The organism is Bacillus sp. AFS073361 (assembly GCF_002567005.1).
Lineage (GTDB): Bacteria > Bacillota > Bacilli > Bacillales > Cytobacillaceae > Neobacillus.
Genome location: NZ_NUZU01000037.1, coordinates 40243 through 66268 on the forward strand (window position 1 = coordinate 40243; position 26026 = coordinate 66268).

Consider the following 26026-nt stretch of genomic DNA (forward strand, 5'->3'; position numbering starts at 1 on the left):
GTGAAAATCTCACTTTCTATTATGGAAGGTGGGATTTTTACTTTTGTTATAATAGTGTTGGTGAAAAATTAGTTACTATTGACCAAAACTTCATAAGAAAGCCGAAGGAAAGGTCATCATCAAGCGAATGAAGACCAATCTCTTCCGTAAACTAGTGACAAAGGATCATTAAATAATGGAAATGGTTCCATTCATTGCGACACTCAGATGGTCTCTCTCAATTTATTTTTCCCTGACAATCAGGGCTGAAATCCAGCCTTCAATTCCGTTTGGGGTTTGAACTTTTAGCCACTTTATTCCTTTGGAGTCAACTTGTTCTTCATTTAAAAAGTGCATTATTTCACCATTTGTAATAGTGTATAGATGGGGCGCGGTTAGTGTAGGAGCATCACGAATATTTCCGCCTTCTTCATATTTCTTATTTAAAATTAATTCTTTTCGTTCAGGTGAAGTCACGGATGCTTGTATGTGCACATGTTCTTGGTTTAACCAGACCTCAGTTTTCTTCCATTTTTGTGTATACCACTCATTTGGATTGTTGATGATTGCTGCAGTAAGCAAGATCACTAGAGTTGTGGCAGAATAGAAGGACCATCTTTTAATCCTTGTCTTATTTCTTTTCCGTTTCATGGAAAGCTGTATGATTCTGTTGAAAAATCTTTCGAACAAGGCGAGCAATCCTTCAATTATATCAATCCAAACAGAAATGTCAGCTTTTCCCTCTTCTCTCCGGCTTCTTTGGATCGTGCAAAGAAGTGCCATGATTGGGTAAGAAATGGGATAAAGCATTTTTTTCAACAAACGGCACAACAAGTTTAAGAAGGGAGGAACCATGTACAACAAAATCAGCCTTGCGAGCTGCAGGAACACAAAGAGAACCAAAAAAATACGCAACCATTCCGGAAGTACAGAAATAAGTGACCAGATCCAAAACAGCTGATTTAAAATGGATTCCACAATCGCTAATCTCCTTTATATAAATAGGATGAAAGTTCTCTCCTTGGACCTTCAATCTGTTTTTTTCTATTGATGTTTTCCAAATTGACGGGGAGATAGGGGAATAGTTTTTTTAGCTTGGCCAATCTTTGTTCTGCCTCAAACTGGTTAATAGTGTGATCGTTGATCAAGTTTAAAAGTTGTTTGTTTACCTCATATTTGAAGGCTTGATTTTGGCTAAACTCCGATTCTACTAACCGCTTTGCCATTTCATTTTTTTCTCCAAGCTTCCCTGCAGTGATAAAATCACCTGCTTGAAGGGCTTCTTTAATCGAGGCCGAAATCCGGCGTGCTTCCTCCAAGTCCAGAGCTTCTTGATAGGCGGCTAGTTCTGCATTCCGGTCTAAATCGGCGATCGCCTCATCATGGCGCTGGTCCCGAATACCTTGCCGGATCAAAACACGAACATTTCGAACCACAATACCAGCCTCTCTTAACACCTTTACCAATCGCGAGGTTTGAAAAAATTCTTCAATATGTCTGGCAAAACTCAGATCCTCTTCAATAGGAAAAAATCTTGCTTCCGACTCCACCCAGAAGGGCAGATTATTGTTGAAAATGTTGCCAATTTCTCCTGCATTTTGTTGAACTAACCTTTCGGGGTGTTCAACAGCAATATCGATAAATAAATTGACAGAAAACCTTCTACCTCTTGTTGCCGAAGGGACTTCCTCCTTGTAGGCGATAGTTTGCTGCTGCATATTGACTGTATAAACCCTATTATATTTGCCAATCCGCAATTCACTACGTGACAAACGCTCTCCATTTTTGACTGCAAAGTATTCGTTGTGATTATTAACATAAACAAAGGCATAAGTCATAGACGACGCTGGCGGTTTTTCCAAAAAGCTAAATTTGACGTCTTTAACATCTTCAATAAATTGCATTAGGTTATTCCCTCCAGGTTAACTATTTTCATTGAGAGATCACTTCCGCTTGTCTACATTCTATGCTGACAAGCGGAAGAAAAGCCCCCAAATCTGCAGAAATTGGGGATTGAGGGAACTGAAGTAACATAATTATTAATAGGGGGTATTGTGATGAATATTAAGGATAGCACTTTTGAAAATGAAGGACGAGAGTTTCCAGGAGCGACCTATTCAGAGGTAGTATTGGCACCTGCTTATGAGCATGCCAAACAAACTTTATTAGAGCCGATGCTCGCTGTCCATAAAGCCCACCTGATTATGTTGAAAGAACAAGGGTTGTTGGAGGAGAATGGAGCATCCCAAATTGTGGCAGGGATTTCCGCACTTGATAAGGAAGCACTTCTTAATTCCACCTATGATGGACAGTATGAGGATCTTTTTTTTCTTGTGGAAAGTAAAATTATGAATGTAGCTGGCGAGATTGGCGGAAGTTTGCACCTTGCCCGGAGTAGGAACGATATGGGTGTTGCAATATACAGGATGGTTCTTAGGGACAAGATTCTCCTCGCCACCCGGGCGCTGCTATCGTTTCAAGAAACACTTTTGAGGGTGATCGAGAACTATAAGGAAACCATTGTCTTGGGGCATACCCATACGCAGCAAGCCCAGCCGATGACGTTCTCCCATTATCTTCTGGGTATGTACGATGTCGTTGACCGTGACTTAAAAAGATTGAAAGCAGCCTATGATACTTGCAATGTAAGTCCACTCGGCGCTGCTGCACTTACTACAACCGGATTTCCGATTGACCGAAAAACAGTCGCAGAGCTATTAGGATTTCCGAAAATCATCAAGAGTGCCTATGATTCGATTGGCGGTGCCGATTATTTAGGGGAAATTGCCACAGCGATCCAATTAACCTTTATCAATCTCGGCCGATTTTCACAAGACCTTCTCTTATGGTCCAGCCAGGAATTTTCAGCGATTCGTGTGGCAGACCCTTATGTTCAGAAGAGTTCCATTATGCCGCAAAAAAGAAATCCTGTATCACTAGAGCATATTCGTGCATTAAGTTCAAGCGGAATTGGAAATGCCCAAACCGTACTTCAAATGTTACATAACACACCGTACGGAGATATAAATGATACTGAGGATGACCTTCAGCCATATTTATGGAAGGGCCTGCACCTCATTGATCAAGTTTTTCGGTTAGTAAAAGTGGTGGTCGGAACGTTGGAAGTAAATGAAGCACTTTTAAAAAGAAGGGCCCAAGAAAGTTTTGCCACGATAACTGAATTGGCCGATACGCTATTTAGGAAAGCAAACATACCGTTCCGAACCTCACATTCCATAGCCAGCCAGGTGGTGAAAATTGCCTTGGCAAGGGGACTAAATGCGACTCATGTCACATCTGTACTCGTAGACGAAGCTGCAAAAACAGTTGTCGGATTTCCATTGAATTTATCGGATGAGATTATTCGCACAGCAATGGACCCAGAACACTTTGTGAAAATTCGGTCGCTTCCTGGAGGACCTGCACCGGAAGAAATGCAGCGGGCGATTGTGGAAAGAGAAGCAGGTCTACACCACCATGTTTCATTACTCCATACCGAGGTTAATCGGCTTAAAGTTTGTATGGAAAAACTCGATCAACTGACAAGTCAGTGGGGCAAAACAGATGAAGACACTAGTGGACTTTAATTTATCAGTATTGATATACATGAAGTTAAAAACTAACCGCACGGTGATTTTTCACTTGTGCGGTTTTTTGATTAAATTCCACTCTTAGGTTCGAGTGTTTTAGCATTGTTTTTTTGTCCTTTCGCATCCAGTCACTATTTTAAGAAAATTTCATTTACCAACCATATCACAACTAGTTTATAATAAAAGGATGTCCAAATTGGCTGTAATAGTCTATTTCTATGAAACTAAGAAGATCTAAGTAGGTGAATACAATCGACATCATTGAAACACGGGTGAGAAGTTTTATAGCTGATATTCAACACCCTAAACAAAAAAAGAAAATAAATATTAACGATTTAGAACTTCAGTTGCGGAAGCTAATAGATGATTATTTTGAAATGGATGGTTATTCGCTGTTTTATCGTGCCATTGAAACATTGAAAGAAGAAGGACAACTAATCCCCATTCTAAATAATCAATATAATGGAAGAACACCATCTCTATCGTTATATCACTGGGTAAATTTAAAAGTTCAGGAAAACAAATGGGATCGTCTTGAAATGATGAAATTAGGTGATCAGTTTGATTTTTCCTTTTATGAACGGCATCCTGAATGGCAAACGAAAGATGAATGGAATCGTATCCAGAATGTCTATACATTTCTAAAGTCCAGTCAGGAACGGGAGGTCGTGTCAGTCGAAGAAAGAAGCCTAGAGCTTTTTGGTCATGAAAAATTCTTACTCGACAGTGATAGCTTTCCTGATGGAAAAGGTTTTTTAGCTAGAATTGGCATTGGAGAAGACCAGCTTAAAATGGTAAACTACGGCGAGCCTTTTGTCTTTTGGATGAAACAAGGGAAAGAAATGAAAGATATTCAGAGAGTTCTAATCGTCGAAAATCTATCTTTCTTTCATACATCCATTAAGTTATTGGAAGCAAATCAACTCGACTATGAACCAGAACTGATTATTTATGGTGAAGGAACGAAAATTGAACGGAGCTTCTCCTTTTTCTTTAGAATGTTTCCACCTAAATCCTATCTTTTCTATTATGCAGGAGACCTTGATGCTGCAGGTTACGGAATCCTTATTCGGCTTATCGAAAAATATCCAGATTGCTGTATTCAGCCAGCCTTAAAAATTTACCGAAAGATGCTCGAATGTATAGAACAAAGGAATGAACAGAAACAAGGTCAAACACAAAACCTCAAATACCGTGATTTATTCTTTCAATGGTTTACAGAAGAAGAGCAAGCGCTATTACAGGATTTATGGCAGGAAAATAAGCGGATAGCGCAAGAAGTGTTAACGATCGAATCATGGAGGCGATGGATGTGAACGAGTCATGGGAAGGATTCGCCCAGCGGATGCAACGATTAAATCCATTATTTGAACTTGGCAGAGGAATGGAGGTGGGGGATCTAAAACCTCATATCCAAACCATTCTCATGCATGTGCTACTCACCATTTTTTATCGAGAATTAAATGATGATGATCATAGAAGTAAATCCGATATCAAATACATGGTGGAAGATTCCATAAAGCAAATGAAGCTTTTAGCAGACGAAAAGCAAATTGAACGAATTACCAGTGGCCTTTTATATCAGGGAAAGGAAGAGTATAGTAAACCGTTTGAAGCTCTATATTACGATGAAATCAGACAATCATGGGAAACTCAAACCTATCGATATGTCACGATGGATGAATTATATACGAACTTAGAAATAGGCGGATCCATTGTTTATAAACTCACGGATGTCTCTCAGGAAATGATTTTTATGAGCAGAGAAATGGCAGAGGAATTCTCCATTACAATAGAACAGCTCTATAGTATGCAGTTGATTAAGAACGGTAATTTTCGAAAAGCTACACGAAACCTCGATCACCTCATTTCAAGAGTAAACCGCTTAATGGCAAATGAATTCACCTTTCAAAAAGAAATGATTAACAATCCCAAAATCTTATTAATGGAAGAGGAATGGCAAAGGGCCGACAATCGGGTTGAAATTGAAAAGCAATTTGAAGAAGAAAAGAATCACTTCCGGACCATTACTAATATGATAGAAAAGACCAAACGCAGGAATGAAGAAGATGATTTTATGCAGAAAGAATTGATTCTTCTTCAAGAAAAAATTGGCCATACAAGACAATTGCATGATCGTTTTGCTAAGCTAGTCATTCAAAATATTTCCTATGAAATGAAATTAAAGGCGGAAAACCCTTCATTGTTTTGGGAAAACAGTCTGGTTTCATTTCGGGAGCATTTTTATGAAAATTGGTTCATGCAGGAAGGGATCAAAAATTTCGAGATAATAGAAGGTGTCCTTTCTCCGTTATTTTCACCGAAGAATGAATTTATTCTGCCGCTCGATTGGATTTGGGGCGAACAAGAATTTGATGAAAAACAACTAACTGATGCCGTTATTGAAGAAGAGGCAGAAGAAAACATTACTCGGTTGCGAGTGACGAACTGGGATTCAGTTATTAAGGCATGGAGTTATGTTTTTCAATTTTTACAAACAAACCGTGAGTTCTCGTTAGCTGATATAGCCGAGCTGCCACTAGAAGTACAGGATTTATGGTTTGAAGAATCTGAAACGATTGATTTGTGGATGATGTTCGATAAAAAACCGCTGAAGATTCAAGTGCTGCATCGAAAGGAAGAAACCTTAACAGATGAGAGGGAAATTCTTCTTTATAAATTAATGAAGGAATATCCGCAATTTCAAGTCTTCGAAGGCTTAAAGATTTATACCATGTTTGACCATCGGGCAGAGCCGCATCAATGGTATCAAATGAAAATTACCCCTTTTAAAATTTGTGTTCAGGAGGAGAAATGATGAATGCAGAAACGATCAAAAGAGCATCAGCTGTCTATTTTTCTTTATTGAAAGATAAAGTCATCGACGAAAATAGCGAACACTTTCAGACATATTTTGATCCGGAAGTGAGACAGACCGTTCTTTTATTGGCAGACGAATCAGGTACATATATCATTGAATCGCCTAAACGGATCCACTTAGTTGTTCAGCCAACCGGATCTGTCTTTGCTACGAATTTTACCCATATGAAGGAAAAGCATAGACAAGTTGAAACGAAGAAACATTTTCATCTGATTAGCGTTGTCATTATGTCTTTTTTAGCAGCCATAGACCGCAACCAGGCAGCAAAAATCCGCACAAAGCGGGAAGGGATTAGTTACTATGCATTAGAACGGCAAGTCAATGACTTAATGATGAAATGGGAGAGCATTCTTAAAGTTGAACCGACCTTTGGAGAAGAAGAACGGATTGATATGAAGGAAGTTGTAACAACATGGAAATACATGGAGGTTGACTCGGATGATTATGGGAGTAAAAAAGGCAATAGACGGACCCGTATCGGTTTAATTGCCGGCGCTATGCGCTTATTAGAGACAGAGGGGCTTATTGTCATTCTTGATCGGGACGATATAGCTAAGGTTATTCCCAAACAAGAACTTTTTGAGCGAATTGAATATTTGTATCATGATTATGATCGTTATGAAGTTTTTAAAAAATTAATGACTACAGAGGAGGATATGCATGCCGAAAATCCATCGAATTAGAATTGTCGGCCTCAAGTATGATGGCATGCAAAAGCAATATAAAGATACCACGTTTAATTTTCATAATGATGAGACATCAACAAATGGGCTCATTGCCATGATGAATGGGGGCGGGAAAGGTGTGTTCCTCCAGACTATTTTCCAAATACTCAAACCTGGAACATCGTGGGGAAAACAAAACAATCGATATTATCAGCAGTTTTTCTTTAACAATAAAGAGCAATTTATTCCCTATACCTTCCATGTTCTCATTCAGTGGGAATTAGATGGGGCGGAAAACCGGCATCTGGTGACGGGCGGGATGTTCTCAGCCGAGCAGCGGATTTCGATGAATGATGAAGGTGGACATGAAGGGATACCATTGGAACAGGAAGCAAAAATTCTCCCTATTTTTACCTTTTATACAAGAGAATTTGAACGGAAAGAAGAGGCATCGCTTGAGCATATTCCACTTTATGAAAATGGTGAGGTTGCTGAAACGGAAAGCTTAAAGGACTATCTAAAATGGAATGGATATGACGTTTACCGAGATCCGAAGAAGCACTATCGCATCCTTGATACATATGGTATTAATCGTAAAGACTGGGATATTATGAAGGAAATTAACAAGGATGAAGGGGGCGTTGGAAAATATTTCGAGGGCGCTGAGGATGATCATTCTCTCTTTCAAAAACGAATCATTCCTACAGTAAGTCAAGTGTTGCATCGAGCTGAACATCAAAAGAACGATTTAGTAGAAATTTTCAAAAGCCAGGCTAGTATCGCGAAGGACCTGCCTGTTCTGTTAAAAAGAGAGCAAGCCCATAAAGAATTTTTAGAAGACATTGTCCCATTTGAAGAGTACGTAGCTAAAGGAGTAGAACATAAAGAAATTGTTCATGCAAGTATACAGACCGGAAGACAACTGCTTGGTGCATTAGAACACTTGAAGCAATCGGAAGAGGAAATGCTGCATGGTTTAGAGAAAAAATTGGAAAAACTGGCGATTAGACAGGCAGATTTGCGCTATCAGAAAGATAATTTAGAGTTTGCGAAAGCTCATAGAGAGGTCATGGACTGGGAGAAGAAATTAGTGGAAGAAAGGGAGAAACATACTTCCTTACAAACAATTGTTAAAGAGAAACAGGAACGAAAAGCACAACTAGACTTTCAGCTGTTATTAAAAGAGTGGAGTGAAAACGAACAAACTATTCGCTCTCTATCACAGCAGATTGCGACATTAGAGCAAAACAGCGGCTTAGAGCAAGTGAATCAAAGAATGGAAGAAATTAAACAAGAAGCTAGAAAGCAATGGGAGCAATCCTATTTGTTGATTCAAGATGGTGTAAACCGGTATTTGGGCTATCAAAAGTTCTTACATAAAAAAGCATCGGGGCTGTTGCAGCAGGATAAACAAAAGACAAAAGAAATAGCTCAACTAAGTACGGAAATTGATTTTCTTTATACACAAATGCATAGGTTTGAGTCGAAGGAAGCGGCACTTATCCAAGAATTTGGCGATCGCTTAACCTATGACTTAAAGGGCTTGATCGAGAGTTTTTTGAAACAAATTGAAGATAAAAAGGCTGGATTAGTTGAGCTGCAGGCAAAAGATAAAGAATCTAGTGAAAAGCAAAATCAACTTGCCACTTCACATGGTACGCTTGTCCAATCGATTCAGTATTCAGAGGAAAAATGTGAAGACTTAAACATAGCAAATGAAGAGCAAAAACAAAAAGAGGCAAAACTCTTTGATAAGCTACTTGGTTTAATTGATGATGTCACAGCACCATTTACTCAATCACTCTTGTCGAAGTACGCATTCCAAATAGAAGAAATTCTCTGCAATAACCGCCAACAAGCTGAACAAATAAAGAAGGAACTTTGGGAAACACAACTCGACCATTCCTTAAACGATGAGCCCTTCTGGATCGCAAACAAGGATGTGAAGGAATTAAAGGAATGGATCGATGAGAAGACGGGAATTGATGTATTTTATGGAACCCAATTTCTCCAATCATTAAGTTCAGAGGAAATGGCTCATTCCCTTATGACGTATCCGCTCCTTCCATACGGGTTGGTCGTAAGCGGGCAGCAATGGCAAAAAATTAATCAGCAGGTTCTTACAGGAAGGATGTTTAAAAGTCCTGTACCAATTTTCTTGCGTGAGGAAATGAACAGCGAATATCACCACCCGTCCTTTGTAATTATTAATGGATCGGAGAAAGATCTATTAAGTGATAAAAATCAATTCACCAGTTGGAAAATAACGATTGCTAAACAAATAGACGAAAAGAAAGATACACTTCTAGAAATTGAAAAGACAGAAATCTCCCTGCGTCGTATTTTAAAAGAAATTGATCGATTTTTATCTAGCGAACTTTCGACTGATATCGAAAAAGTTCTCACTCAGGAACAAAACGCTCTACTTACTAAAAAGACGCAATTGCAGGAAATTAAAACACAGGAAGAAAAAGAAAAAGTATTACAGCTTGGGTTAAAAGAACAACTAGAAAAGACAAAAGGTAAAATTGAGAAACTTACTAGAAATGTAGAAAAATTAGAGGAGTTTGATCAAGAAAAAACTCTTCATCATGAAAATAAACGGGTGAAACTCGAGAAAGAAATGCTAAAGGAAGCCTTAGGAGCTCAGCAGCAAGATATAGGGAAAGAGCACCAGAATACAGTTGAACTACAAAACCAGTGGAATCAAACGTATGTGGAATGGAAGCTTACAACTGAGCAAAATATTAAGGAAATCCGGTTTTTTATTGAAGAAGCAGCTTTTCCTGCTGAGGAAAAAGCCGAACAATCCGAAGAGGTCCCTCATCTTTCAACGCATTTACTACAAGAGATTAACGGAAGTACGGAAGAGTTAAAACAGCTTCAAAAATCAAAAGAAGAACAGGCTAGAGAATTACTCGTTCTTCAAGCAAAAAGAGAAACCGAACAAAAGCAGCAAAAGAAATTAGAGAAAAAACTGACTACCCATGATCAGGACTGGAATAAAGCAGCAGAACCTGATGAACCTCTAAGTATATTAGAGACTATGCTGCATACGGCACAGAAGGAAGCGAAGACAGCAGAAAAAGAAGAACGGGAACAAGGAACGGCTGTAACGGTGGCGGAAACGTCCTTAAAGCATGCGGGTGAACAGCGTGATAAGTTAGGGAAGAAAGTCGAGAAACATGAAAAACAGCCTGAACAGTGGGAAGCCCTTGACTTAGAAGTCAAGGAAGTAGAAATTAAAGACCAAACGAGATTAGCGAAAGAAGAAATCAAGCAGGCTGAGAAACGCCAAAAAGAAACGGACTCCAAAATTACGGGTTATGAAGGCGATTTATTAACGCTTTCCGTTATCTTAAAAGAGGATGCTGCAGTTTTTACGAATGATGATCTAGAAAAAATTAAGAGTCAAGGAAAAGCGTGTATCCTAGCCTGGTGTGAAGAACATCAAGCGATTCAGGATGAAGGCCAAGAGAAGCATGCGAAAATCGATCAATCATTAAGGAATTTAAAGCTCACGATTGAAGGGAAAGATTGGGAGATACGTTTTAAAAATGAAGTGTTAACGACACTAGACCATTTGGATACAAGGCATTATTCGCATATCCAGTCCATCGTTAAAAATATGAAACGTTTTTCACAAAGTGGATTGGAACAATTAGAACGCGACAAAGAAAGAGCAGAAAGAGCTCAAAACTTTTGGGCCAGCCGTGCCAGCATGAAAGTAATGAGCATTTCAGAGGCCATTCGTTCGATGGTTTCGAAAATGAAGTTAAAAAATGAACGAGGATCATTTCCACTTGTCCAGCTCAAAGAAGATATCTTACCTAAAAAGGCTGAAGATATCGAACCACTGCTAAAGCAGCACTTTGTAACTGCCATTAACAAAATTACCAAACAATTTGATATGATTGATGACAATAACCGATTATTAGATGAAGAAATCAAACAACTGATAAGTGATGAGCAAATTTTATTTGTTTCACTTCGAAATCGATACCCTGAACTGATGGTCTATAATATGCGAACAGATAATGCCTTTATGTACGGGAAACCGCAAAAAGAACATTATTCTACCTGGCAGACGATTAATCAGGGTTCTAAAACGAAGTCCGATGGCAGTGGGGGACAGAAGTTATCTGCCCGAATGGTAATGATGATGATGTTATTATCCGTCAAAAGCGAAACCATTCAAAGCTGGGTTCCATTAGTCTGTGATAATCCGTTCGGTCAGGCCGCTTCCGCACATGTCCTTGACCCGATCTTCGCAGTCGCCGAAAAACTGAAGTTCCAATTCATCGTCGTTACTCCGCCTGAACTGGTAAAAACGGAAATCAGCCAAAGATTTGACGCCTATTATAAATTAGATTTCATTCGTGAAAAAGGAAAAGAAATTGTTTCAGACACGATTGTTCCAGCCTTTCGGATTTATCAAGGGGAGGCAGTCGCTCAGGTAAAATAATAAATAAACCCAATGGGAATTAATAAGAAAAATACACATCGAAAGCAGGAATCATAAAATGACCCATAAAAGTATTATATTCTTTGATATAGATGGCACGCTGCTTAATCATGATAAAGAACTACCGCTTTCAACGAAAGAATCCATTTTTAAATTAAAAGAACTTGGACATGAAGTAGCCATAGCAACAGGACGAGCCCCGTTTATGTTTGAGGATCTGCGAAAAGAATTGGATATTACTACATTTGTAAGTTATAACGGACAATACGTCGTGTTAAGAGGTGAAGAGTTATATAAAAATTCTTTAAATGCCTCAGCAATTGAAAAGTTAACAGAAGCAGCTCTTCTTAACAATCATCCGGTAGTCTTTATGGATCACGAGGATATGAAAACGAATGTACCAGAGCATAGCTACATTACAGAAAGTATTGCTACATTAAAAATTAGCCGTTTTCCTTCGCACGATCCGAATTATTACAAAGGACGCGAGCTGTTTCAATCTCTCCTTTTTTGTCCAGAAGGGGAAGAGAAACAATATGAACAGGAGTTTCGTGAATTTGATTTTGTAAGATGGCATCCTGTTTCAGTCGATGTACTCCCTAACGGCGGCTCAAAAGCAAAAGGGATTGAAAAAATAGTTGAAAAATTAGGTATCCCAAAAGAAAACCAATTTGCCTTTGGTGATGGGCTTAATGATTTGGAAATGCTGACCACCATTAAAAATAGTGTGGCAATGGGGAATGCGGAAGAAAGTGTAAAGGCAGTTGCAAAATATGTGACAAAATCCGTTGACGACAATGGAATTACACATGGTCTCCAAATGGTGGGTCTATTATAACTTTATACAGATAAACTATAAAAACCGAAATATAAGTTTTCTTTTGGAAGCTTTATATTTTCGGTTTATTTTTTTATTATGTTAAACATTTTTTCTTGCTGAATATTCGCCAAGCCATTCAGGTATTAAATTTCGATGGTCAGATTTCCATTCATGTTTCATTTTCTTCTTTCCATTTTGTAATGTTTCTGGGAAATCATTTTCTACAGAAGTGAATACTGCGATATCAGCAAACGCAGGTGGAAAGGGGCTTTTTCGAATGTGGTTTTTCACCTGGCCCATTACTATTTCGTAATCTATTTCTGAACAAAATTGGAACCATTGCTGGACCGTCTCGCCCTTTAATACGCAGTTGGGATATACCGATTCTATAAGTATTAAAAGTTTAACTACCTCTTCCTTGGTCATAGTGATGTTCTCCTAACACAATTTCCCTTCATGAATCAGCCGATCCATCCAATCGGGCATAGTTGTTTGCCGTTTTTCTCCGCTACTAGTATTGACTTGATGGTCTATTCTCAAAACAAAAATCAACACTGAAATGGTTGAAACTAAAAATAAGTTGTGGTATTATAACAAAGTCTTATAAATGACTAAAAAACTAAAATGGTCAATCGGGTGAATATTTTTTTGTCTCAAAATGACTAAATGGGGATTACGGTCACAACGGACTGAAATAAGAATATGAATGAGGTGAGTTACTTGAAATTTTTCCCTTCTGTGAAAAGTGAATTTCTACGGATTTTTCGGACGCGTAAATTACTAATCGCAATTATCGGTGTGATGACGATTCCTGTTCTTTATAGTGGAACCTACTTATGGGCTTTTTGGGATCCATATTCCCATTTGGACAGAATGCCTGTTGCAATTGTCAATAATGACCAAGGTGCCGAGTACAATGGAGAGCACTTAACAGTTGGCCGTGATTTAGTTGAGAATTTGAAAGAGAAAAAAACTTTTAATTGGAATTTTGTCAGTACAGAAAAGGCAAAACAAGGTTTGAAGAATCAAGATTATTATTTGGAAATTGAAATTCCAAAAGACTTTTCAAAAAATGCCACGACTTTACAAAGTGAAAGTCCAAAAAAACTAAATCTAATCTATACCGTAAATGAAGGTAATAACTATTTATCATCCAAAATCGGTGATTCAGCTGTTGAAAAGATAAAAGCAGCCGTGTCCGAATCCGTCACCAAGACCTATGCCGAGTCCATGTTTGACAGTTTAAAGGATGTCGCTAAAGGGTTGAACAAAGCTAGTGATGGAGCGGGGGAACTTTCAAACGGGATGGCAGAAGCCAAAGAAGGGGCAGGTAGTTTATCAGATGGAATTACATCTGCTAACAGTGGTGCAGAAAAATTAGCGAATGGTGCAAAATCAGTAGACGATGGTGCTAAAACGATTAAGCAAAACCTTGAGGTTTTAGCAGATAAATCTGTTGCTTTTTCAAATGGAGTGGTTTCAGCTTCATCAGGTTCAAAACAGCTCCAAAGCGGATTGCAGCAATTCAGCACTGGTCTCAGCCAAATGAAAGATGCCAATACGAAGTTGATAGCAGGTGCGAAAAAAGCAGAGAATGGCACGAAGCAATTATCGGATGGATTAACATCTGTTGCAGAAAATGTTCCTAGTCTGCAAAACGGATCAAAGCAGATTGTAAATGGTTCTGAGCAGCTCTCAGCTTCCTTAGGTAGTTGGAAGACAGGAGCTGACCATACCAAGTCCGGTGCAGATACGGTCAGTCAAGGACTTCAGCAGCTGCTCGATCAAGTAAGCAGCATGGAGGATAGTACGACTGATCCAACAGAGAAGGAAAAACTAAACGCACTAAAGGATAGCCTGACCAAATTGTCGAAAGGCAGCCAGCAGGTTGCTTCTGGTGTAGGAGATTTGTCTAGCAGTGCTGAGAAGATAAAACAAGGCTCCGATTCATTAGCCGAAGGGGCTAATCAGTTGAATCAAGGACAACAGAAACTGGCTGATGGTATTACCCAATTATCTGGCGGAGCAAAACAGGTATTAAATGGCCAAGAACAGATAACTCAAGGACTTACCCAGTTTGGTGCAAAGATTGAGGAAGCACAAAAAGGATTCGGTCAACTTGAAAGTGGTTCAAACAGTCTAACTTCAGGGTTAGGGAAATTATCATCCAGTTCCGCTTTATTAAATGAAGGGACAAATAAGTTAGCACAGGGGGCAAATAAATTAGCATCTGGCACCACATCGCTATATCAGGGTGAAAAAGACTTAAATAACGGAATGTCCGCCCTTGCGAGTGGTTCGAAGGATTTGAACAGCGGGATGACTAAACTAGTGGATGGATCGAAGGAATTGGGCGATCAACTATCTGAAGGAGCTAAGGATGCCAGTGATGTAAAAGCCAATGATCGAGTTTATGATATGTTCGCTGATCCAGTAAAACTTTCAAACAACAAGATGAACCATGTTCCAAACTATGGCAGTGGATTAGCACCTTATTTCTTGTCACTTAGTCTTTTTGTCGGTGCTCTAATGCTCTCCGTTATTTTTCCAATGTTTGAACCAGCCTCGGAGCCGAAGAACGGTTTTAGATGGTTCATTGGAAAAACAAGTGTTATTTTAGCTGTAGGAATTGGCCAGGCGCTTTTAGTAGATGCGGTTATGCTGTCGGGTCTTGGTCTCGAAGTGAAGAGCATTCCATATTTCATAATGCTAAGTATCTTTACGAGCTGGGCATTCTTAGCCATCATTCAATTCCTTGTTACAGCTCTTGATAATCCTGGACGTTTCATAGCGGTTATTATCTTAATATTACAGTTAACAGGCAGTGCAGGAACGTACCCGATTGAACTAGGCCCAACATTCCTGCAAAATATAATGAAATTCTTACCTATGACCTATTCGATTTCTGGCTTCAGGTCGATTATCTCAACTGGTGATTTCGGTTATATGTGGAATAATATCGGGCACATTGCGATTTTCTTTGTTTTATTCCTAACTGCAACTTTGATATTTTTTACCATCAAATTCAAACGGCAGTGTCCATTACAGGTACAATAATCATTAAGGATCGGGAGGCAGGACCTTTTAAAAGGCCTGCCTCTTTTTTTACTTCTGGCGGATAAGAACATATTAATTCCGAAACTCATTTAATCTTTCATAAGTTTCAAGCAGAAAATCATAAAATAATGCTTCGGTTGGGAGCAGTTTACGTTGGGTCGGATAGATGACACCGACTGTTCGAGTGAGATTCGCATCGGAAATTGGAAGCACCACGGTAGAACGCGGGGTGTTATCTACCAATGTCATCTCAGGCATCAATGCTACACCTAAGCCTGCAGAGACTAAGCCTTTTAATGCATCAATATCTTTTCCTTCAAAGTCGATTTGTGGTGAAAAACCTGAATCATTGCATGCTTGAACCACCTGTTCGCGAAATACAAACCCTTCAGGAAGGACACAAAATGGGTCATTCCTTAAATCCCGCAGCCGAATTGTTTTCCGATCAGATAATGGATGATGGAGCGGGAGGAGGGCAACGATATTTTCTGTAAATAACGTAGCTCCTTTGATTTTTTTCTCTTTTTCCTGATTGGGCATGGGGGCAATCATGGCCAAATTAAATTCACCGTTTATCACACCATCGATTAAATCATAATAAAGGGCATTACTCATTTGAAATTTCGCTTCTGGGTACCGAATACGGAATGCGTAAATGATAGAAGGCAATGTATGGGCCGCCATGCTAATCGGGAATGCAATTCGAACGGTTCCTTTTTCAGGGTTTAAATTTTCTTCTACTTCTCGCTTTGCGTCCTCCATTAAATACCACACTTGTTTCATTCGTTCATAAAAAATTCTGCCTAAAGGGGTTAACTTTACACTTCTTCCCTCACGTATAAAAAGTTTTACACCTAATTCTTCTTCTAAATTGAAGATTTGTCTGCTGACCGAAGATTGAGCAACATGCAAGGCAACTGCAGCCTCAGTCACATGTTCTCTTTTTGCCACTTCCAAGAAATATTGAATTTGCCTTATTTCCATTTTTATATCACTCCATTTAATGCGTAAAACGCATTAATTTCATCGAAAATTAAGATTGAAACTATTAATTATAAAATTATAAAATGAAAACACACGTAAGAAAAGGGAATTTTCTTAACTTTATAATACATTAGGGGCTGACCGATATGAAAATGCTGGACAGAGTAGAAGAGAATCAATTGCAAATCGTTAAAGAATACGTAAATCGTTTATTTAAAACGGTTCAAATGCGTAATCCAAATGAAGGGGAATTCCAGCAGGCTGTTAAAGAAGTACTTGATTCTTTAGTACCTGTCCTTGTGAAAAATCCAATATATATTAAGCAAGCTGTCCTCGAAAGAATGATGGAACCTGAGCGCTTAATTAGCTTTCGTGTCCCATGGGTAGATGATCGAGGGAATGTACAAGTGAATCGCGGGTATCGTGTTCAGTTTAGCAGCTCGATTGGACCTTATAAGGGGGGACTACGTTTTCATCCATCTGTTAATGCAAGCATCATAAAATTTCTCGGGTTTGAGCAAATCTTCAAAAACTCATTAACAGGTCAGCCAATCGGCGGTGGAAAAGGCGGTTCTGACTTTGACCCGAAAGGGAAATCCGATTTTGAAATTATGCGATTCTGTCAGAGTTTTATGACGGAGCTTAGCAGACATATCGGGCCGGATGTGGATGTTCCTGCTGGTGATATTGGAGTAGGAGCTAGAGAAATCGGGTATATGTTCGGACAATATAAAAGACTAAAAGGTGCATATGAAGCAGGGGTTCTAACTGGGAAAGGCATTGGTTATGGCGGGAGCTTAGGCCGGAAAGAGGCAACAGGATATGGATTAGTATATTTTGTTGAAGAAATGCTCAAGGATAATGGATTAAGCTTCGAAGGAAGTACAGTGGTAGTATCGGGTTCTGGAAACGTCTCTATTTATGCAATCGAAAAAGCATTGGAATTTGGAGCAAAAGTAGTAGCATGCAGTGATTCAAGCGGTTACGTTTATGATCCAAACGGTATTAATCTAGATACGGTCAAACGATTAAAAGAAATAGAGAATAAAAGAATTTTTGAATATGTTAAAGAACATCCAGATGCAATCTATCAAGAAGGGTGTTCAGGCATCTGGTCCATCCCTTGTGATATTGCATTACCTTGTGCAACGCAAAATGAGTTAAATAAGGAAGCGGCAGACATTTTAGTTTCGAATGGTGTTAAGGCAGTGGGCGAAGGTGCAAATATGCCTTCAACTCTGGAGGCAATCGAGACGTTTATCGAACATCATGTTTTATTTGCTCCTGCCAAAGCAGCAAATGCAGGTGGAGTTGCAGTCTCTGCGTTAGAAATGGCGCAAAATAGTGCAAGGCTTACATGGACACAAGAAGAAGTGGACTTAAAATTACAAGGAATTATGAAAGATATATATTCTAAGAGTATGAAAGCATCAGTAGATTATGAAGCACCCGGGAATCTAGTTGTCGGTGCCAATATCGCTGGATTTGTAAAAGTAGCAGATGCGATGATCGCACAGGGAGTAATATAAGATATAGGATTAGATCAACACTATTAAATAACAAAAAGTCACCAATTGGTGGCTTTTTGTTATTTTGTGAGAAGCTATATTTAAAAAAATACCACCAATTGACCTACCCAGAACGAGTAATTTTTCCTGCTGGCTATCTGGTAAAATGTGAGAGGACAGGGGGTTATTTTTAAATGGAAATGCAAACGAGCCTTTTTTGGCCTAGAAAAAGAGGACAACCTGTGTAGGAAGTCCTCAGACAAAATTAGAAATAGTCATTAATGCATTGGATTCATTGCTGAATGGTTGACGACAACGCGGCGGATGAAGAAGGCCAAAACGAGACCGACCAGCGTCACGATCATTGCAAACAAGAACACATGCTGTGAGCCCGCCGTCATAGCGTTAGCCACCTCTGTCTGCTGAGTTGGTGCAGAGGAGTCATGCAAATACTTCTCCATTCCAGATGTGAGGATGATGATTGCGATTGCAGTACCAATCGCACCCGCGACCTGCTGCAACGTGTTCATGACAGCCGTTCCGTGTGGGTATAAGGCAGGTGGCAGCTGGTTCAGGCCGTTGGTCTGTGCAGGCATCCACACCATGGAAATGCCGATCATTAATCCGATATGAAGGACGACGATAAAAGCGACCGATGATGTGGTGGATATGCTGGAGAAAAACCATAACGTTACCGCAACGACAACAAGTCCGGGAATAACCAGCCACTTCGGTCCATACTTATCGAATAAACGTCCCATACGTGGTGATAAGATGCCGTTTAGTGCGCTGCCCGGCAACAGCATGAGCCCAGCAGTAAATGCTGACAGTTTCATACCATTTTGAAGAAACATTGGCAGAATAATCATGCTCGACAAAATGATCATCATACACGAGAGCACCATAAGTAATCCTACATTGTACATTGGATACTTGAAGACGCGCAGGTCCATCATCGGGTCGCTCATAGTCATCTGCCGTAGTGTGAACAAAGCGAGCGCGATTAACCCGATAGCAATAGAAGCAAGCACGACTGTGCTGGTCCAACCCTCGGAACCTTCTCCTGCTTTGCTGAAACCGTAGACAACCCCTCCGAAACCGATCGTTGATAATACCACGGATAGTAAGTCAATCCGAGGCTTTGTTACATCGGTGACATTTTCCAAATATTTCAGCCCTACCAACAGCCCAATAACCAAAAATGGAAGCGAGAGCCAGAAGATGTAGTGCCATGTAAAATATTCGATTAGGAGACCTGCAACAGTTGGGCCAGTTGCCGGCGCGAACATGATGACAAGTCCAACGAAGCCCATCGCGGCTCCACGTTTCTCAGGTGGATACACGACGAGGATTGTATTGAACATGAGCGGAATCAAAAGACCCATGCCTGCCGCCTGTAGAATGCGAGCGACCATTAGCATTTCAAAGTTGAACGCGAGCGCCGCAATCACTGTGCCGACAATAGAGCTCACGAGCGACCCGATAAACAATTGCCTAGTTGTAAACCATTGTAGCAGCAATCCAGTCATCGGCATTAGAATGCCGAGTGTAAGCAAAAATCCCGTCGTCAACCACTGTGCGGTCGCGGCCGAAATTTGAAACACATCCATTAAATTACTAATCGCAATGTTAAGTGCCGTCTCACTAAACATACCAACAAAACCGCAAATGAGCAGCGACGCCATGATTGCCCGCGTGTTATATTGCTTCATTAACCATACCCCTTCTCTCCTGCAAAATTTCTATATACGTTCCCCTGGAATCGGTCCGTTATTTGATACAATACAGGTCAAAATTCTCCTAGTCAATAAATGAAGAAATTGGCGATAAATGAAACAAAAATCAACATCTATAAAGTTAATATATAACGAGAGGATTAAATGTTAATAATAAACAAACAATTTTTTATAGACATTCAAATATTTTCGTGAAAGAAAATCATTTAAATGGAGGGCATAGAACGTGGGAGAATTCACAAAAGAAATCGTACCATTACCTTTGGATTTTTATGATCAGCCCACCCTTGAACTGGCAAAGGCATTGCTCGGATGCCTCCTTGTAAAAGAAACGAGTGAGGGGATGGCAGCAGGATACATAGTTGAAACAGAGGCTTATATAGGTCCAGGGGATAGGGCTGCACACAGTTACAATAATAGAAGGACGGCTAGAACCGAAGTCATGTTCCAACATTCGGGCCTTGCGTATACTTATTTAATGCACACACACTGTCTTTTCAATGTGGTAAGCGGCGGTATAGAAAAACCAGAAGCAGTTTTGATCCGGGCCCTTGAACCTCAATCGGGTCTCGAGTTAATGAAAATTAGGAGAGGTGTGGAAGAGCTTATAAAATTGACCAATGGCCCTGGCAATTTGACAAAATCCTTGGGGATTACCATGGAGGATTATAGCCATCCCCTTACACTTCCACCTTTATATATCGCCAAAGGCTTTTGTCCGGAAAGTATATCCGTCGGCAAAAGGATTGGAATTGACAAATCTGGTGAAGCGCGGGATTATCCATGGCGCTTTTGGGTTACGAATAATCCATATGTTTCAAGGCACCAAAAATCTGAGTATGTAATTGTCTGAAAAGTAAAAGGACTTAACTCATTGGTTAAGTCCCTATAATAAATGGATTCGATTAGTTTTCCTTATTAAGTAACAGGCTTGAGGCCTATATTCATTCCTTTCCTAAAGTGTATTCTATCGAAAAGGATTATCCATTTAATCCTTTTGATTCGATTTTACTATTATGAAGTTTTTATTAAAGTAACGACTCTCATTTACACCCCCTCATGTTTAAAATGGTTTGGTTCTGATCACCCGGACCGAGAAAATCTAATGCCGCAGGAGAAAAGACCCGCACTTTTCTTTTAACGCCCTCCAAAAGTATTCGGATCGATTTCATAACTCCAATATCCTGAAAGACATTGCCTCCTAAGAAAATCTCCATGATTGCTCTCCTGTCATGGACAGGTTTATTTTTTTTACTATTATCTTTAGTAGCAACAAGCTCATTCGATTCTTTAGTGGTTAGCACTGATTCATATTCTATTTTAGCAACTTCTACTTCCATCGAAGCAACTATTCCGATTTCACGTTTATTTAACATTAAGACGAAGTCGAAGCCTGTTTCTGTTTTCTTCTGTACAATTTTTACTTCATCTGTAATAATCGTGGCAAATTCTACGTATTCATTCGTGTTTGAGTTTTGGGTGTTTTCATTTAGCTTCACAACTCTATAAAATGCTTTTGCTCCAATTCCTTCATCGGTAAAGTCAAAGGGTTTAATACTTTCTGTGCGGACAAAATAGAGTTGATGAACCTTTTTATTGCTATTTAATTGGAGACATAAAGCAACCTCTTCTTTCACCGCCTTTCTCTCCTCACTCGAGAGCATAGGGACATTCATTTTCATTCCAGGAAATTGAATGAAGATGTAGCTGAAGTTTTTCTTAGGTTGTAGATCAGAAAGTCTCATTAACTCACAACCTTTCAATTTTTGTCACAAGATTTTTTTCTTGTAAGAGTAATATTCCATATAATCCTTTTTATTCCTGTATATGTGTATTGAGTTTTTATCGTCACTTTCTTATGAAATATGAGGAGTACCCCTATTTGTTGAGTAATTGCGAGGAAATCTACTATCGAAACATGTAATTAATATAAAAACGCTTTCAAAAACGACAATTTATAGACTATTCGCTCAATTATGTTACAATAAATTTTATATATTAAAGTGCCAAGAATATTAGAAGAAAAACAACAGCACCAATATTAATCTAAAAAATTATCAACAATGGAGGATAACTATGAACTTTGTTAGTACACGCGGAAGCGTAAATAAAATTGGTTTTATTGATACAGTCTTAATGGGATTGGCAAACGATGGGGGATTATTGGTACCAGAGAAAATCCCTCAACTTCCTGCAGAAAAGTTAAAGGCAATGTCAAAACTTACTTATCAAGAATTAGCTTTCGAAATCTTTTCCTATTATGTTGACGGTGAAATTCCAGAAAATGAGTTAAAGGAATTGATCCAAAAAAGCTATGCTAGCTTCCGCCACCCAGAGGTAACACCGGTACAAAAGCTTAAGGATAATATGTATGTATTAGAACTTTTCCATGGACCAACCTTTGCTTTTAAAGATATTGCTCTGCAATTCTTAGGAAACCTATATTCCTATGTTTCAAAGAAGAAGGGTGAAACGATTCATATTCTTGGTGCAACTTCGGGAGATACGGGGGCATCAGCCATTGAAGGTGTAAGAGGAAAAGAAGGCATTCGCATTTGTATTTTGCATCCCCACGGTAAAGTAAGTAAGGTGCAAGAATTACAAATGACGACTATTGATGACCAAAGTGTATTGAATTTGGCTATAAAAGGAACGTTTGATGATGGTCAAAGAATTATCAAGGAATTGTTTGCAGATGTCGAGCTGAAAAATAAATATCACCTGCGTGCCATTAATTCCATTAACTTTGTTCGTATTTTAGCGCAGACCGTTTATTATTTCTATGCGTACTTCCAAATTAAAAAAGAGAATGACATAAAGAGTGTTAACTTCAGTGTGCCGACCGGTAATTTCGGAGATATTTTTGCTGGATATCTTGCCAAGAAAATGGGACTTCCTGTAGGTAAACTAATCGTAGCAACAAATGAGAATAACATTTTAGAAGATTTTATCCGTGATGGCGTGTACCAGCCTGGTGAATTCCGCAGTACCTATAGTCCTTCTATGGATATCCAAGTCGCAAGCAATTTTGAACGTTATCTGTACTACTTGCTAGGTGAAAATCCTAAAGATGTGACTGACTTAATGGAGAAATTCAAGACGGACGGAAAAATCATCGTTAACGAGGAATTACTCCATCAAGTGAAAAAAGATTTTGCAGCGCATGGAGTTGTTGGGGAAGAATGCTTGCAAACTATCAGTAAGTACTATGATGAAACAAGGTATTTATTAGACCCACACACTGCTTGCGGGGTCGCAGCATACGAAACGTGTAATCAACCAAATGAGGTTTGTGTCACTCTTGCAACCGCTCATCCTGCAAAATTTAATGAGTCTATCGAACGTTGTGATATTAAGCAGCCATTACCTGAACAAATAAGTGAATTGTTTAATAAACCACAGCATTTCAAAGTGGTTGAGGCGGATAAAGATGAAGTAGTTCGACAAGTAGAAACGCTTTTTCATTTTTCAGCTAAATAAACTCTTTTTATTAGAAAAGGCACCTACCCTTATTACTTGTGGTAGGTGCCTTTTTCTATCTTGATTCGAATATTTTAACCAGTTATTTGATTAGATGAAGATAACAATTTTGCTGATACAAGTCTTTTATAGACCGTAATCCCAATCCATGATGCTAAAAATGCTTTAATTAAACCAACGACAATAAATGGTAAAAACCCAGAAGTAAAGGCAGCCGTCCAAGTCATATCAACCGAAAGTTTTAGCCAAATGGTCCCGATAACCAAAGTGACAAACATACCGACTGTATTTGCAATCATACCTTTCATGACAGAGAAGCTAGTTTTTTCTAAAATATAGCCTGTTAAAAATGCTGCTGGGATGAAGCCAATAATATAACCCCCAGTGGGACCTACTATCACCCCGAATCCACCTGACATTCCACTAAAAACAGGAATGCCTATAGACCCAAGTAAGGCATAAAAAATAACAGAAAGAGTGCCGTATCTAGATCCTAAAATTGTCGCAGCTAAACCAACTGCAAGTGTTTGTCCTGTAATCGGAACAAGTGGTAATGGGATTGTAACTTGAGCCAAGATGCCGATAATGGCAGCAAATAAAGCACTCAAAATCCACATTTTTAATTGATTGTGTGATCGAAGCATTATATCCCCCTATTCATTTAATGTAAACTCAAGTTATTTATTGGTTAACAATTGAAGTATAAGTTTTTCAACAAAGTTTTGTCAATCTTATTTTTCTGATGAAAAAAAGTAAGAATTAAAGAGTAGGGTGTAATACCTATTACATAATGAGATTGCGCTCAAAGGATAAATCCATTAATTGATTAGCTGCCTTTGATAATGATCCTGCTTTAGTAACTGTAACTATATATTCAATTTGTTCCAAATTCATGAGATAATTTTTAATAATAACTTACGGAAATATGAAATAATGAAGAGGGGAGTTAGACAGCAATTCCCCTAATTCATAAGCAATTGTTACAGATCTGTTTTTAATAGTCATAAAATTTATTCATTATTAAATTGTATAAATATTATACATTTTTTGTCTTTGTGCTATTGACGAAATCTAGCTCATATGTGTAAAATACACCTATAGTAATTTTATTGAGGTGTAGTCATGACAAATAACAATAATGAAAAAAATGTTACTCCATCTAAGCAATTTATCCTTCCATTTATATTATTGCTTCTTAGTAGGGTGTCACTTCATGGCTATGAACTCATTCAAAAGCTTCAAGCTCTCGGTTTTAACACTCTTGACCAAGGAAACTTGTATCGTTTATTGAGACAACTAGAGAAAGACAATCTTGTGCAATCAGAGTGGCATACAAATGGAAGTGGTCCTGCCAAACGATGTTATTCAATAACTGATACTGGAAAAGGTTATTTAAAGGGCCATGCAATACAACTCGAGCAATACCAATCCATGCTCGATAAATTCTTCAACATGTACATGAGTTTTCTCGAGCTCTACCTTCCTCCTTTTCATATGGAGGATAAAATAGAGAAATTAACGAAACAAATGAGGAGGAACGAAGATGAGCCAAAAGGTGATTGATCAAAAAGAAGAAGTCCTAAAAAAGGAAGTTAAAAAAGGAGAGGTTAAAAAAGTGGAAGTTTCAAAAGTGGAAGTACCAAAAGTGGAAGTTCTAAAAGTAGAGAAGCAGAACGAAACAAGCTATGTTACGGATTCATTTATTAATATTTTTTGGGGCCAATTTGAATCTGCAGTTTCTCGTACAAGAGAACTTAGAGAACAACAGCAAGAACTTTACTTAAAGGCTATAAAAGAAACAACCAAGTTCAATGGAGTGTACCGCAATACTTTAAAGGGTCTTTTTGAACAAGCTACAACAATAAATAGCAATTTGCGTAATGGGATATTCCAATACAATGTTATTAACGGAAATGAATCTACTGAAGTAATGACTGAATCTTTAAAAAGTCAAGTAAATGAGGCAGCTAGTAAATTAGAGGAGCTTTATTTAACTCCAATTAACTCTGCATTTGAATTAATTGAAAAAACAGAGCAGCGTTTAGAACAAAGCAGCGAGGCATTCATCGAATCTACAAATGAAGCACTGAATGCTTGGGAATCTGTAACAGACAACTATTTAAAACAAGCTAGAGAAACGCATGAAGATATTGCTCGTAGATTGGAAGATAGCGTACGTGGACTAGTAGCTCCAAGTAAATAATATACATTTCTAAAAGAAACAACATTTTATTAAAGATGTGCCTTTCTTTGTTAATAGATAACCTAAATTGCACAAAAAAGCAGCTTTACCTTCAAGGCAAGCTGCTTTTTTTAATAATAACGATTTTACAACTGAGTATTCCATCTTCATATTATTACTTGAATGTAGGTAATTGAGTAAAGTGGAGTGAGCAAGTATGCATAACCTTAGCACTGAACAATTGCTAGAAGCCTTTGATTCTGCTATTAAGTTAAATCTCTGCAAAGATTTTGTTCTGCTATTGGCTAATGAGTTAAATACACGATTTATTAATGAATCATCACCTAAAAATGATTATAGAAAAATTTTAGATCAGTATATTAATTCTGATTAGAAACCTTTCTCGTAGATATGTGGAATGTATTTCAGTCATAGATTACTTGCACCGTAAGAAGATTCAATTGACTTTTTGATATCTAATAAAAGTGGAGGCATTTTTATGAGTGACCAAGAAAAGACTTTATTTATGAGTGACCAAGAAAAGACTTTAATATATAAAACTTCAAATATTTTAAGAAAAGATACCAGCATTATGAGACTAAACGATATTATTGAAGAACTTGTTCATGTAATAGAATCAAAAACAGAAGATGTCAGATTGCAAGATCAAGAATAGGAA

At 38.5% G+C, this 26026-nt stretch carries 21 protein-coding genes; 14 read left to right on the forward strand and 7 right to left on the reverse strand.

Features of this window, described 5'->3' with window-relative positions; all coding sequences use genetic code 11:
- Positions 1–222: 222 nt before the first annotated feature.
- Both COJ96_RS17815 and COJ96_RS17820 read right to left on the reverse strand, forming a co-directional pair.
- Positions 223–957 carry an SH3 domain-containing protein gene (locus tag COJ96_RS17815; protein WP_098575154.1) on the reverse strand — a complete coding sequence of 245 codons (735 nt, stop codon included), beginning with the start codon at positions 955–957 and terminating at the stop codon, positions 223–225.
- A gap of 5 nt (positions 958–962) precedes the next feature.
- The gene (locus COJ96_RS17820) at positions 963–1883 is read right to left on the reverse strand and encodes a hypothetical protein (protein WP_098575155.1); all 921 of its coding nucleotides are present in this window, start codon (positions 1881–1883) and stop codon (positions 963–965) included.
- Positions 1884–2036: 153 nt separating this feature from the next.
- Between COJ96_RS17820 and argH the strand changes: the two genes are divergently transcribed.
- The 6 genes from argH to COJ96_RS17850 all read left to right on the forward strand — a co-directional run bounded on the left by argH (position 2037) and on the right by COJ96_RS17850 (position 12418).
- On the forward strand, positions 2037–3566 hold the full coding sequence (argH, locus tag COJ96_RS17825) for an argininosuccinate lyase (RefSeq protein WP_098575156.1): 1530 nt from the start codon (positions 2037–2039) through the stop codon (positions 3564–3566).
- 245 nt (positions 3567–3811) lie between these two features.
- On the forward strand, positions 3812–4885 hold the full coding sequence (locus COJ96_RS17830) for a Wadjet anti-phage system protein JetD domain-containing protein (RefSeq protein WP_098575157.1): 1074 nt from the start codon (positions 3812–3814) through the stop codon (positions 4883–4885).
- The gene (locus COJ96_RS17835) at positions 4876–6387 is read left to right on the forward strand and encodes a hypothetical protein (protein ID WP_251456009.1); all 1512 of its coding nucleotides are present in this window, start codon (positions 4876–4878) and stop codon (positions 6385–6387) included. The genes COJ96_RS17830 and COJ96_RS17835 overlap by 10 nt, the downstream gene beginning before the upstream one ends.
- Entirely contained in the window at positions 6384–7133 is a 750-nt protein-coding gene (locus COJ96_RS17840) for a DUF6063 family protein (RefSeq protein WP_251456007.1), read from the forward strand. Before COJ96_RS17835 ends, COJ96_RS17840 begins: the two co-directional genes overlap by 4 nt.
- On the forward strand, positions 7111–11580 hold the full coding sequence (locus COJ96_RS17845) for a coiled-coil domain-containing protein (protein WP_098575160.1): 4470 nt from the start codon (positions 7111–7113) through the stop codon (positions 11578–11580). Before COJ96_RS17840 ends, COJ96_RS17845 begins: the two co-directional genes overlap by 23 nt.
- 58 nt (positions 11581–11638) lie before the next feature.
- Positions 11639–12418 (forward strand): Cof-type HAD-IIB family hydrolase, encoded by a 780-nt coding sequence (locus COJ96_RS17850; protein WP_098575161.1) that lies wholly within the window; start codon positions 11639–11641, stop codon positions 12416–12418.
- A gap of 81 nt (positions 12419–12499) precedes the next feature.
- On the opposite strand, the gene COJ96_RS17855 is transcribed toward COJ96_RS17850, so the two are convergent.
- Positions 12500–12826 (reverse strand): replicative helicase loader/inhibitor, encoded by a 327-nt coding sequence (locus COJ96_RS17855; protein ID WP_098575162.1) that lies wholly within the window; start codon positions 12824–12826, stop codon positions 12500–12502.
- 294 nt (positions 12827–13120) lie between these two features.
- Between COJ96_RS17855 and COJ96_RS17860 the strand changes: the two genes are divergently transcribed.
- A complete protein-coding gene (locus COJ96_RS17860) occupies positions 13121–15457 on the forward strand; it encodes a YhgE/Pip domain-containing protein (RefSeq protein WP_257148552.1) in 2337 nt (778 codons plus the stop codon).
- Positions 15458–15529: 72 nt separating this feature from the next.
- Here the strand turns inward: COJ96_RS17860 and gltC are convergent, their stop codons facing one another.
- Positions 15530–16441, reverse strand: a complete 912-nt coding sequence (gene gltC, locus COJ96_RS17865) for a glutamate biosynthesis transcriptional regulator GltC (RefSeq protein WP_098575164.1) — start codon at positions 16439–16441, stop codon at positions 15530–15532.
- 146 nt (positions 16442–16587) lie between these two features.
- On the opposite strand from gltC, the gene gdhA reads away from it, so the two are divergent.
- A complete protein-coding gene (gdhA, locus tag COJ96_RS17870) occupies positions 16588–17970 on the forward strand; it encodes an NADP-specific glutamate dehydrogenase (protein WP_098575165.1) in 1383 nt (460 codons plus the stop codon).
- Positions 17971–18227: 257 nt separating this feature from the next.
- On the opposite strand, the gene COJ96_RS17875 is transcribed toward gdhA, so the two are convergent.
- Positions 18228–19661, reverse strand: a complete 1434-nt coding sequence (locus tag COJ96_RS17875) for a DHA2 family efflux MFS transporter permease subunit (protein WP_098575166.1) — start codon at positions 19659–19661, stop codon at positions 18228–18230.
- 250 nt (positions 19662–19911) lie between these two features.
- On the opposite strand from COJ96_RS17875, the gene COJ96_RS17880 reads away from it, so the two are divergent.
- On the forward strand, positions 19912–20538 hold the full coding sequence (locus tag COJ96_RS17880) for a DNA-3-methyladenine glycosylase (protein WP_098575167.1): 627 nt from the start codon (positions 19912–19914) through the stop codon (positions 20536–20538).
- Positions 20539–20728: 190 nt separating this feature from the next.
- On the opposite strand, the gene COJ96_RS17885 is transcribed toward COJ96_RS17880, so the two are convergent.
- On the reverse strand, positions 20729–21430 hold the full coding sequence (locus tag COJ96_RS17885; protein WP_098575168.1) for a hypothetical protein: 702 nt from the start codon (positions 21428–21430) through the stop codon (positions 20729–20731).
- 331 nt (positions 21431–21761) lie between these two features.
- On the opposite strand from COJ96_RS17885, the gene thrC reads away from it, so the two are divergent.
- Positions 21762–23165 carry a threonine synthase gene (gene thrC / locus COJ96_RS17890; protein ID WP_098575169.1) on the forward strand — a complete coding sequence of 468 codons (1404 nt, stop codon included), beginning with the start codon at positions 21762–21764 and terminating at the stop codon, positions 23163–23165.
- A 74-nt stretch (positions 23166–23239) separates the two neighbouring features.
- Here the strand turns inward: thrC and COJ96_RS17895 are convergent, their stop codons facing one another.
- Positions 23240–23809, reverse strand: a complete 570-nt coding sequence (locus COJ96_RS17895) for a biotin transporter BioY (protein WP_098575170.1) — start codon at positions 23807–23809, stop codon at positions 23240–23242.
- 478 nt (positions 23810–24287) lie between these two features.
- Between COJ96_RS17895 and phaQ the strand changes: the two genes are divergently transcribed.
- The 4 genes from phaQ (at position 24288) to COJ96_RS28765 (ending at position 26023) form a co-directional block, all read left to right on the forward strand.
- Complete coding sequence (gene phaQ, locus COJ96_RS17900) at positions 24288–24728, forward strand: poly-beta-hydroxybutyrate-responsive repressor (RefSeq protein ID WP_098575171.1); 441 nt, start codon at positions 24288–24290, stop codon at positions 24726–24728.
- Positions 24709–25368, forward strand: coding sequence for a hypothetical protein (locus COJ96_RS17905; protein WP_098575172.1), 660 nt, complete (start codon positions 24709–24711; stop codon positions 25366–25368). The genes phaQ and COJ96_RS17905 overlap by 20 nt, the downstream gene beginning before the upstream one ends.
- Before the next feature lie 196 nt (positions 25369–25564).
- A complete protein-coding gene (gene sda / locus COJ96_RS17910) occupies positions 25565–25741 on the forward strand; it encodes a sporulation histidine kinase inhibitor Sda (RefSeq protein ID WP_098575173.1) in 177 nt (58 codons plus the stop codon).
- A gap of 105 nt (positions 25742–25846) precedes the next feature.
- Complete coding sequence (locus COJ96_RS28765) at positions 25847–26023, forward strand: hypothetical protein (RefSeq protein WP_180230169.1); 177 nt, start codon at positions 25847–25849, stop codon at positions 26021–26023.
- The last annotated feature ends 3 nt before the right edge of the window (positions 26024–26026 follow it).